Raw genomic sequence first — 10,096 nt, 5'->3', positions numbered from 1 at the left:
CACCTACAGCTGCCAGAGCGGGATGGCCGCGGCGATGGCGGCGGCACCCGCGTCGTTCGGGTGGATGTGGTCGCCGCTGTCGTACGCGGGCAGCAGCTTGCTCGGCGCGGCCGGGTCGCGCACGATCTGGTCGAGGTCGAGCAGGTTGTCGAACGCGTCGCTGCCGCGCAGCCACGTGTTGACCGCCTGCCGGGTGGCCTCCTTGTCGGCCGTCCACGACGAGTAGCCCTCGAACGGCCCGATCGTGGCCACGACCACCCGAATGCCGCGCGCCTTGGCCTGCACGGCGAGCTGGCGCAGCCCTTCGGTGATCCGGGCGGCCGGGTCGTTGAAGAAGCTGATGTCGTTGACGCCGAGCTCGAGGATGACGCTGCGCACGCCCGGCTGGGCGAGCACGTCGTAGTCGAGGCGGGCCAGCGCGCTCTCACCCAGGGCGGGCGAGTTGAGGCCGATGCCGTCGCGGGTGACCTCGCTGCCGGCCAGGCTCACGTTGATCACGCCGGGGTCGCCCAGCGCCGGGAACGTGCTGTTGATGCGGTTGGCGAGCTGGTCGGGCCAGCGGGTGTTGGCGCCGAAGGTGGCGCCGGAGCCGTCGCTGACGGAGTCGCCGAGCACGACGACGGTGCCCAGCCCGGTCTTGGTCGACACCTCGACCCCGGCCAGGTAGAAGAAGTTGTTGTACGTCGCCGTCGGGGCGGCGCCGGTCTCGTCGGTCGCGTGGTCGCCGGCGTAGATGTACGACGCCTGCCGCGCGGTCCAGTGCCAGGAGGCCGGGCCGGTGGCGGTGGGCAGGTAGATGGTGACGGCCAGCTCGGAGACGGGCTCGACGGACAGGTCGACCGGGTCGCTGAGCACGTCGGCGCCCTTGTAGACGGTGGTCGAGGCGCTGCCGCCGAAGGTGACCTCGCGGACGCTGCCCGGCTTGAGCTGGGCCGAGCCGGGGGTGGCGGGCAGTGCGACGGTGACGTGGCCGATGGACAGCGGCTGGTTGCCGTACGCGTTGGTGAAGCGCAGCCGCACCTTCTCCCCGCCCAGCGAGATCCGCACGACCTGGCGGATCGACTGGTCGTTGAAGCCGGCCAGGGAGCTGCCGGTGTTGCCGAGGCTGGCGGCGGTCAGCGCGGTGCCCCAGGTCCCCACCCAGCGGGCGGGCAGGCCGCCCGACGCGGGTCCGGCCGCGCCCACCACTGTGGACGCCAGCAGACCCAGGGTGGCGACGCCGATGAGGGCGCGCCGCCGGAAAACGGTGATCACGTGTGGAACCTCCAGAGATTCCATGAGGGGGTGGCGATCTGCCGCCGTGACGCGCTCACGATGCCAGCAATCAGTAAAGTTCCTTACATACAAATCTGTGGTGAAATATGTCGGTTCGGCTGATATAAATTGGCCCATCAATCGATGAGGCGAACGGGCCGCCCGGGGGGCATCCGGGCGGCCCGTCGGCTTATCCGCCCCCGGCCTCCACCGCCGGCAGGCAGGCTTCGATGACGTCCGCGGCGCGGGCCGCGCCCCCGGCCGCCAGCACGTGCGCGCGCATGGCGGCCACCCCGGCCGCGACCTGCGGATCGGCCGCGACGCGGTCCACAGTGGCCCGCAGCTCACCCGGCGTCAGCGTGCGCACGTCCAGCACCGCACCGATGCCGGTGTCGGCGACCCGGGCAGCGTTGACGTCCTGCTCCAGGGTCCGGGCGATGGCGACCTGCGGCACGCCCGCCTGCACGCCCTCCATCAGGCCGCCCATGCCCGCGTGGGACACGAACACCTTGGCGTGCGCCAGCACCGCCAGCTGCGGCACCGTCGCCACCACCGACACGTTGGCCGGGGCCGGGCCGAGGTCGGCCGGGTCGAGCCGCCGCCCGACCGGCAGCACGACGTGCCACGGCGTGTCCGCGAACGCCTCGAAGACCAGGCGGTAGAAGTCGGGCCAGCGGTTGTTGAGGGTGCCCAGCGACACCAGCGCCACCGGCGAGCCGTCGGCGGGCGGGTGCCACGGCTGGTCCCCGGCGCGCGGCACGGTGCACGGGCCGACGAAGCTGTACCCGGCGCCGAACATGTCCCCCGCGTACTGGAACTCGCGCGGGAAGAAGGCCAGGTGGTGGGCTACCTGCGGGGTGAGGAACAGCTGCGGGCCGTGCTCGGCGAGGCCGCGTTCGGCCAGGAACTTGTCGGCGCGTACGGCGAACTCGGCCAGCGTCGGGTGGGTGCCGTCGATGTGCACCACCTCGCCGATGGACCACTGCGGCGCCGACACCATCATCGGCCACAGCTGGATCGACGGGACGCCGTGCGCCAGCGCCAGCAGGTGCCCGGCGAAGGCGATCCGGTCGAACAGCACCAGGTCCGGCGGGTCGGCGGCGAACGCCGGCTCGAACTGCGGCAGCGTCGCCTCGGCCTCGGTGAGGAAGTTGAGCATGCTGCGCCCGACGTGCTCCTCGCGGGCGGGGGCGCGCAGGTCCGGGTCGGTGTCGCCGGGCCGGGTCGACCGGTACGGCACCACCCGCGCCCCGGCCGCGCGCACGTACGCCTCGCGGTCCGGGGTCGCGGTGTAGCTGACCAGGTGCCCGCGCCGGACCAGTTCCCTGACCACCCCAAGCGTCGGGAACAGGTGGCCCAGCGCGGGCACGTTGAAGAAGGCGATGTGCCGCCGCCTACCCACCGGTCACCACCGGGAACACGGGTTGGTCGGCGTCGGCGGCCATCGCCCGCAGCACCGTGGCGAACTGCTCCGCCATGGCCGCCGCCGTCTCGGGCCGGAACAGTCCGGTGTCGTAGCGAAGGGTGAGATCCAGTCCGGACGGTCCGCGCCAGCTGTCCAGCACCAGGTCGTGCAGGATCTGCGGGGCGCTGGACCCGAACGGCCGCCAGTCCAGGCCCGGCTCGGCCGGACCGGCGGTCTGCGTGTGCAGCGCGAAGATGACCTGGAAGACCTGGGTGCGCGACGGGTCGCGGGGCGGGTCGACCGCCGCCACGACCTGCCCGAACGGCACCGACTGGCGGCCCAGCCCGGCGATGGTGACCGCCCGGACCCGGGCCAGCAGCTGGGCGAACGTCGGCGCGCCGGACAGGTCGGCGCGCAGCGCGATCATGTTGCCGAAAAGGCCGACCGCGTCCTCGGTCTCGACCAGCAGGCGCCCGGACACGGGCGTGCCGACACAGACGTCGTCCTGCCCCGACCGCCGCGCCAGCACCGTCAGCAGCGCGGTCAGCAGCACCATGTACGGCGTGGCGCGCTGGGCGCGGGCGAGCCGGTCGACGGCGTCGGCGTGCACCGCGTCCAGGTGGAGGTCGACCTGGTCGGCGCGGGTGCTCTTGACCGGCGGCCGCGGGAGGTCGCAGGGCAGCTCCAGCACCGGCACCCCGGACAGCTGCCCGGCCCAGTACGCCAGGTCGTCGCCGCCGGCGGCCTCGGCCAGCTGCCAGGAGGCGAAGTCGGCGTAGCCGATCGGCGGATCGGGCAGGGCCGCACCCCGATAGAGCGCGGCGACCTCGCGGGCGATCACCATCGCGGACTCGCCGTCGGCCAGCAGGTGGTGCACGGTGAAGCACCAGACGTGGTCGTCGTCGGCGAGCCGGATCAGCACCGAGCGGACCAGCTGCCCGCCGTCGAGGTCGAGCAGCGCGCCGGTGAGCTGCCCGACCAGTTCGAGGGCGCGCCGCTCGCCGTCGGCCGCGCCGCCCAGCTCGACCAGTTCGGTCTCCGTGCCGCCGGGCGGGGCGATGACCTGCACCGGACCGTCGTCACCGAGGGCGAAGACGGTGCGCAGCGCGTCGTGCCGGTCGCAGACGGCCGCCACGGCGGCGGTGAACGCGGGCACGTCCAGCGGACCGGCGATGCGGTTGGTGACGGCCACGATCGGCGAGGCCGTGCCCGGGTAGGCGGTGCACAGGTGCCACATCCGCCGCTGCAGCAGGGACAGCGGCGCGGTGGTGGCGGTGTCGGCGCGACGCGGGATGACCTGCATCAGTCCACCCGGACCGGCAGGTGGTCGTGGCCGCGGAACATGAACTGGGTCTGCGGCGCGGGCGGCCCGGCCAGGCGCAGCCGCGGCAGCCGCTCGAACAGGGCCGGGAAGGCGATCGCGCCCTCCATCCGGGTCATGGTCGCGCCCAGGCAGTAGTGCCCGCCGAGGCTGAAGCTCAGGCTCGACGCGCCCGCTGCCCGGTCGGGGTCGAACGCGTCCGGGTCCGGGAAGAAGCGCGGGTCGCGGTTGGCCGCGCCGAGCAGCACCAGCAGCGTGTCCCCGGCGCGCACCGGGTGGCCGCCCACCTCGGTGTCGGCCATGGCGTACCGGATGGTGAACTGCACCGGCGGCTCCAGGCGCAGGATCTCCTCCACGATCGCCGGGACGCTCTCGGGCCGGGCGGTGACGCGCTCCCGCAGGAGCGGATGCTCCAGCAGCAGCCGCAGCCCGTTGCCGAACATGTGCGTGGTGGTGACGAACCCCGCGTTGTACGTGGTGATCAGGTTGGCCACCAGCTCGTCGAAGCTCAGCCGCCCCGGCGACTCCTGCTGCACCCGGACCAGCTCGCTGGCCAGGTCGTCGCGCGGATCGTCGGCGCGGCGGCGCACCAGGTCGGTGAAGTACTCGGTCAGCTCGGTGGCGGCCCGGTCGGCACGGGCCAGGTTGGACCAGGTGTTGCCGTCGAGTTCGAAGATGGCGCCGATCGCGGTCACCCGGGGGCGGCACCAGTCGCGGTCGGCCTCCGGCACGCCGAGCAGGTCGCCGACGATGCGGCTGGGCACGTCGTAGGCGAACTCGGTCATGAAGTCGAGCACGGTGCCGTCGGCGCCGGCGCGGGCCAGGTGGTCGATGCGGTCGTGGATGACCTTGGTCATCTCCGGCTCGAACGCGGCGACCCGGCGGGCGGTGAAGAACGACGCGATGACGCGCCGCATCCGGGTGTGCTCGGGGCCGTCGCTGAAGAACAGCGAGTTGCGCAGCGTACGCAGGCAGGCGTGGTCGCGCCAGCGGGGCCGGTTGCGGTCGAGGTAATCGATGTCGATCTGCCGGAAGCCGCTGTCGCGCAGCACGTGGGCGACGGCGTCGTGGCCGTGCACGGCGAGGGCGTAGCCGTCGCGGCGCGGGTTCATGGGGCTGGCGTCACCGGCGTCGTGCAGCTGTGCGTATATCCGGAATGGAGCCAACCGGCCCTCCGGGCTGAGCAGTGCTTGCAACTCCATCGACGACCACCCGTCTCAACGGCTGCGCGGCATCTGTACCTGTACAACTATTAGCATGCTTTACTCATACTGAAAAGGTTCTTTCCAGAATAGATGTCCGTGCTGCTCAGCATAGCTGAATCCATCGCTAATCGTCTCTTTTAGCAGCGGAGAGAGCAAGCGATGCAAAGCCCCCAGTCGATGCATCGGCACGAATCGCCGCAATGCACCGGGCGCCAGCGTGCGCAACGCGGCGGCGCCGAGCGGCGAGCGGAGGGCGCGGCCGAGCTCGCCCGATCCACCGACCACATCGGAGGCCGCCACACCGTAGCAGAACGCGGTGAGCCAGAGCTGGAACAGCAGCGAGTCGGCGACCACCCGGCGCGCCCGACCCGCCGGATCATGGCGGTGCGCCCGCTCGGCATACCAGTGGAGCAGGTCGGCGACGGTCACGCCGGACGGGGCCAGGAAGTCGTGCGCCCGGACCAGGTGCCAGCCCGCGTCGTCGCGCACCTGGCACATCGCGATGCCGTCGAACAGCAGCAGATGCGGCACCATGCGGGCGGCGAGCACCGACCCCGGCGCGAAGGCGGGCCCGAGGTCGGGCCCGGCGAACAGGGCGGCGCGGCGCGGCCCGTGCAGGATGTCGTTGCCGACCAGCGACTCCCCCATCTCGTGCTCGGCCAGGTTGGGGCAGCTCACCAACGGGCTCAGCCCGTGCTCGCCGGCGAAGCGCAGCAGCAGCGCGTCGTCGGGCTCGTCCGGCTCGGCCGGGAACTCGGCCAGCGCGTGCGCCACCGCCGTCGGCAGCACCACGGCGGTGGTCGGCACGTACGGGTCGAGCAGCGGCGCCCAGCCCGCCCCCGTCAGCGCGGCCAGCCGCACCGCGGGCGAGGTGCGCGAACCCCACTCGGTGAACAGGCACAGGATCGCCTCGGGCTGGGCGGCCGCGGCCCGGCGCACGAGGGCGGCGAACCCGTCGGCCAGCCGCATGTCGTCCTGCACCAGCACCCGGTGCGTGGCGGCCGGATCGGCCCGCGCCCACGCCAGCCGCGCGGCCCGCAGGGCACTGGGCGGACCGTCGGGGACCGGGTCCTCGACCACCTCGAACGCGAGCTCCGGCACGCTCTCGGCGAGCGCCCGGGCAGCGGCGCGGCGGCGCGGATGGGCGGTCACGGCGGCCGACAGGGACACGTGCATTTAAGTATCTTAACTGTTAAGTTCCCTGATGACTGTGCCGCTGCCACCGAGGTGTCCGACCGGTGGCCGGACAAGCGACCGTGCCGTCTGGAGGCGCCGTGCGTCGGTGGATCGAACTGGCGAGACTGCTACCGCACGCGGGCCCCGGCCCCGTGGCCGCCGCCCTGGCGATGAGCATCGTGATCGGACTCGCGCCGATCGCCTTCATCGTCGCGATGAGCGAGCTGCTGGCCCAGGTGCCCGCCGTGGCCAGGGGTGAGGGCGCGCTCGGCGCCACCGCCGCGCTGACCCTGGCGGCGCTCGCGGTCCAGCAGCTGCTCGGCCCGTTCCAAACCGCCCTGGCCGAACTCGTCTCCCGCCGCGTCGACGCCCACTGCGTACGGCGCGCGCTGGTCGCGGCGTACCGGCGGGCGCCGGTGGCGACCCTGGAGCGGCCCGGCACCCTGGACCTGCTCGCCGACGTGCGGGCCGCGATGGACCGGACCACCCCGTCACCCGGCGACGCCGCCGCCGCGCTGCCCGCGCTGCTGGCCCGCTACACCCAGCTCGCCGGCGCGGTGGTGCTCATCGCGGTGGTGCTCTCGCCGGTCACCGCCGTCATCGTGGCGGTGACGGCGCTGGTGATCCGGTTCGGGCAGCGCGGCTCGCTGGGCCGCTTCGGCGCGCACTGGGACGCCCTGTCGGCGCGGCGGCGGCGCCTGGCCTACGTACGCGGCCTGGCCACCGGCACCGGGGCGGCCAAGGAGGTGCGCGTGCTCGGACTGCTCGGCTGGCTGACCCGGCGGCTGCACCGCGAGCACCGGGGCTACCTGGACCCGCTCTGGGCCATGCGGCGGCGCCTGCTGCTGTGGCCGTTCGTCGGGTTCGCGCTGATCGGGCTGGTCGGCGGGGCGCTCAGCCTGGCGGGCATCGCGCAGGCGACCGCGCAGGGGCAGCTCACCCTGCTCGGCTACGGCATCGCCGTGCAGGCGGTGCTGATCCCGATGCGGTTCGGCGTCTACTTCCCGGAGGCCGACGTGCAGACCCAGTTCGGCGGCCGCGCGTACGCCGCGCTGCTCCGCTTCGAGCGGGCCTGCGGCGACGCCGCACCGGCCGCGGGCGACCGGCCGGCGCCGCAGCCGCGCGACGCGGTCCGCTTCGAGGCGGTCGGCTTCGCCTACCCCGGCGGCCACCGCGTCTTCGAGCAGCTGGACCTGACCATCCCGGCCGGGCGGTGCACCGCGATCGTCGGGCTCAACGGGGCCGGCAAGACCACTCTGGTCAAGCTGCTGACCCGCTGCTACGACCCCGACTCCGGCGCGATCACGGTCGACGGCACCGACCTGCGCGCGCTGGACCCGGCCGACTGGCAGCGGCGGCTGGCCGTGGTGTTCCAGGACTTCAACCGGTACGAGCTGAGCGCGGGCGAGAACATCGGCCTGGGCACCGGCACCCCCGCCGACTGGCGCCACGCCGCCGCGCGCGCCGGGGCCGACGACCTGCTCGCCGGGCTCGCCGACGGCCTGGACACCCCGCTGAGCAGCCGCTACACCGGCGGCCAGGACCTGTCCGGCGGGCAGTGGCAGCGGATCGCGCTGGCCCGCGCCCTGCACGCGATGTCGCGCGGCGCGGCCCTGCTGGTGCTGGACGAGCCCACCGCCGCCCTCGACGTACGGGCCGAGGTCGAGTTCTTCGACCGGTTCCTGGCCCAGACCCGGGGCACCACCAGCGTGATCATCTCGCACCGGTTCTCCACCGTGCGCCACGCCGACCGGATCGTGGTGCTGGCCGACGGGGTCGTGGCCGAGCAGGGCAGCCACGACGAGCTGATCGCCGCGGGGGGCCGCTACGCGCGGCTGTTCGAGACCCAGGCCGCCCGGTTCCGCGACCACGAGGCGGTGGCGGCGTGAAGAACACCGACTCCTCGCTGTCCACGGCCGTACGCTTCGTGCTCGGCCTGGCCTGGGGCGCCGACCGGCGCAAGCTGACCGTCGGCGTGGCACTGCTGCTCATCGGCTACCTGAGCACCCCGTTCGTCGGGTTCCTGCTGCGCGACTTCACCGACGCCGCGCTGCGCGGGCAGTCCGCGACCGCCGCCGCCATGGCCGTCGGCGTGGCGGCGCTGCTGGTGTTCGAGCTGATGATGGGCCACTTCGCCCACCTGTACTACTTCGAGGTCGGCGAGCAGGCGGGCACCGAACTCGACCGGCGCCTGGCCGCGCTCGCGGGCGGCGGCAGCGGCATCGCCCACCTAGACGATCCGCACTTCAACGACACCCTGGCGCTGGCCGCCGAGGACGCCGCCAAGACCCGGCCCGCGCTGGAGGGCGTGCTGCACCTGGCCGGGCTGGCGCTGCGCGCCGCGGTGACCGTGGTGCTGCTGGCCACGGTGAACCCGTGGCTGACGCTGCTGCCGCTGGCGGCGGTGCCGCCGGTGCTGATCGCGCGGCGCGCGGCCGAACTGTCCAACCGGGCCCGCGAACGCACCGCCGAGGCGGGACGGCTCGCCTCGCACCTGCTGTCGCTGGCCGCCGACGCCGACGCCGTCAAGGAGATCCGGCTGTCCGGTGCCGACGCGCACCTGCTCGACCGGCACGGGTCGGCATGGCGGCAGACCACCGACGCGCTGTGGGCCGCGCAGTGGCGGGCGGCCGCGCTGCGCGGCGCGGGGCAGCTGCTGTTCGCCGCCGCGTACGGCGGGGCGATCCTGGTCGTGCTGCAGCAGGCCGTGCGCGGCACCGCGACCGTCGGCGAGGTGGTGCTCGTGGTGACCCTGGCGGTGCAGATCAGCGTCCAGGTCGCGAGCGCGATCGGGCTGCACGCGACCATGGCCGCGGCGGCGCGCACCGCCCAGCGGTTCGACGAGCTCGCGGCCGCCGTGCCGGTTGCCGCACCGGCCAGGGCCAAGACGCCCCGGCGGCTGCGGCGCGGGATCCGGCTGCGCGGCGTCGGCTTCGCCTACCCGGGCGCGGCCGAGCCGGTGCTGCACGGGGTGGACCTGACCATCCCGGCCGGGGCGACCGTGGCGCTGGTCGGCGAGAACGGGGCCGGCAAGAGCACCCTGGTCAAGCTGCTGTGCGGGCTCTACCAGCCGACCAGCGGCGCGATCACCGTCGACGGCGTGGACCTGCGCGACCTCCCGGCCGCGAAGTGGCACAGCCGGATCGCGATGCTGTTCCAGGACTTCGCGAAGCTGCACCTGTCCGTGCGTACCAACATCGGCATCGGCCAGCTCGCCCTGGCCGCCGACGACACCGCGCTGCACGCGGCGGCCCGGCTGGCCCGCGCCGACGCGGTGGTGGCGCAGGCGGGCGGCCTGGGCGGCATGCTGGGCCGGGGGTACGCCGACGGCACCGAGCTGTCCGGCGGCCAGTGGCAGTCGATCGGCCTGGCCCGCGCCCTGCTGCGCCCGACCCCGCTGCTGCTGGCGCTGGACGAGCCCGCCGCCGCGCTGGACGCCCACGCCGAGGACGCCCTGTTCGGACGCTTCGCCGCGTCGGGGCGCCGGGCCGCCCGGGGTGCCGGGGCGATCACCCTGTTCACCTCGCACCGGTTCTCGACCGTACGCGCCGCCGACCTGATCGTCGTGCTGAGCGGCGGCACCGTGGCCGACCAGGGCACCCACCAGGAGCTGATGTCGCGGCCGGGGCTGTACCGCGAGCTGTACACGATGCAGGAGCGCGCGTACACGTGACAGGGCGCCGACTACATCGACTCCTTCGAATGGCTGATGCTGTGAAAAATGTCCGGATCTAC

The 10,096-nt window shown here is 73.8% G+C and carries 7 protein-coding genes; 2 read left to right on the top strand and 5 right to left on the bottom strand.

The window, feature by feature from the left end; genetic code table 11:
* Window positions 1–3 precede the first annotated feature (3 nt).
* From QEZ54_RS19520 to QEZ54_RS19500, 5 genes are all read right to left on the bottom strand, one after another.
* A complete protein-coding gene (locus QEZ54_RS19520) occupies window positions 4–1,254 on the bottom strand; it encodes a GDSL-type esterase/lipase family protein (RefSeq protein ID WP_281306092.1) in 1,251 nt (416 codons plus the stop codon).
* A 190-nt stretch (window positions 1,255–1,444) separates the two neighbouring features.
* A complete protein-coding gene (locus QEZ54_RS19515) occupies window positions 1,445–2,656 on the bottom strand; it encodes a macrolide family glycosyltransferase (RefSeq protein WP_281306091.1) in 1,212 nt (403 codons plus the stop codon).
* On the bottom strand, window positions 2,649–3,962 hold the full coding sequence (locus tag QEZ54_RS19510) for a condensation domain-containing protein (protein WP_281306090.1): 1,314 nt from the start codon (window positions 3,960–3,962) through the stop codon (window positions 2,649–2,651). The genes QEZ54_RS19515 and QEZ54_RS19510 overlap by 8 nt, the downstream gene beginning before the upstream one ends.
* A complete protein-coding gene (locus QEZ54_RS19505) occupies window positions 3,962–5,182 on the bottom strand; it encodes a cytochrome P450 (RefSeq protein WP_281306089.1) in 1,221 nt (406 codons plus the stop codon). Before QEZ54_RS19505 ends, QEZ54_RS19510 begins: the two co-directional genes overlap by 1 nt.
* A gap of 60 nt (window positions 5,183–5,242) precedes the next feature.
* The gene (locus QEZ54_RS19500; RefSeq protein WP_281306088.1) at window positions 5,243–6,361 is read right to left on the bottom strand and encodes a hypothetical protein; all 1,119 of its coding nucleotides are present in this window, start codon (window positions 6,359–6,361) and stop codon (window positions 5,243–5,245) included.
* A 98-nt stretch (window positions 6,362–6,459) separates the two neighbouring features.
* On the opposite strand from QEZ54_RS19500, the gene QEZ54_RS19495 reads away from it, so the two are divergent.
* Both QEZ54_RS19495 and QEZ54_RS19490 read left to right on the top strand, forming a co-directional pair.
* Window positions 6,460–8,250, top strand: a complete 1,791-nt coding sequence (locus QEZ54_RS19495; protein ID WP_281306087.1) for an ABC transporter ATP-binding protein — start codon at window positions 6,460–6,462, stop codon at window positions 8,248–8,250.
* The gene (locus QEZ54_RS19490) at window positions 8,247–10,034 is read left to right on the top strand and encodes an ABC transporter ATP-binding protein (protein WP_281306086.1); all 1,788 of its coding nucleotides are present in this window, start codon (window positions 8,247–8,249) and stop codon (window positions 10,032–10,034) included. The genes QEZ54_RS19495 and QEZ54_RS19490 overlap by 4 nt, the downstream gene beginning before the upstream one ends.
* Window positions 10,035–10,096: the final 62 nt, after the last annotated feature.

It is taken from the genome of Catellatospora sp. KI3 (genome assembly GCF_029948125.1).
In the GTDB taxonomy this organism is placed as follows: Bacteria; Actinomycetota; Actinomycetes; order Mycobacteriales; family Micromonosporaceae; genus Catellatospora.
The sequence above is the reverse complement of the archived record's forward strand: the minus strand, read 5'-3'. Positions and strand labels throughout refer to the sequence as shown.

What these genes read in the sequence shown, in the direction of transcription:
- QEZ54_RS19510 (WP_281306090.1), bottom strand. Translation starts at nt 3,962, where the DNA reads ATGCAGGTCATCCCGCGTCGCGCCGACACCGCCACCACCGCGCCGCTG.
- QEZ54_RS19500 (WP_281306088.1), bottom strand. Translation starts at nt 6,361, where the DNA reads ATGCACGTGTCCCTGTCGGCCGCCGTGACCGCCCATCCGCGCCGCCGC.
- QEZ54_RS19505 (WP_281306089.1), bottom strand. Translation starts at nt 5,182, where the DNA reads ATGGAGTTGCAAGCACTGCTCAGCCCGGAGGGCCGGTTGGCTCCATTC.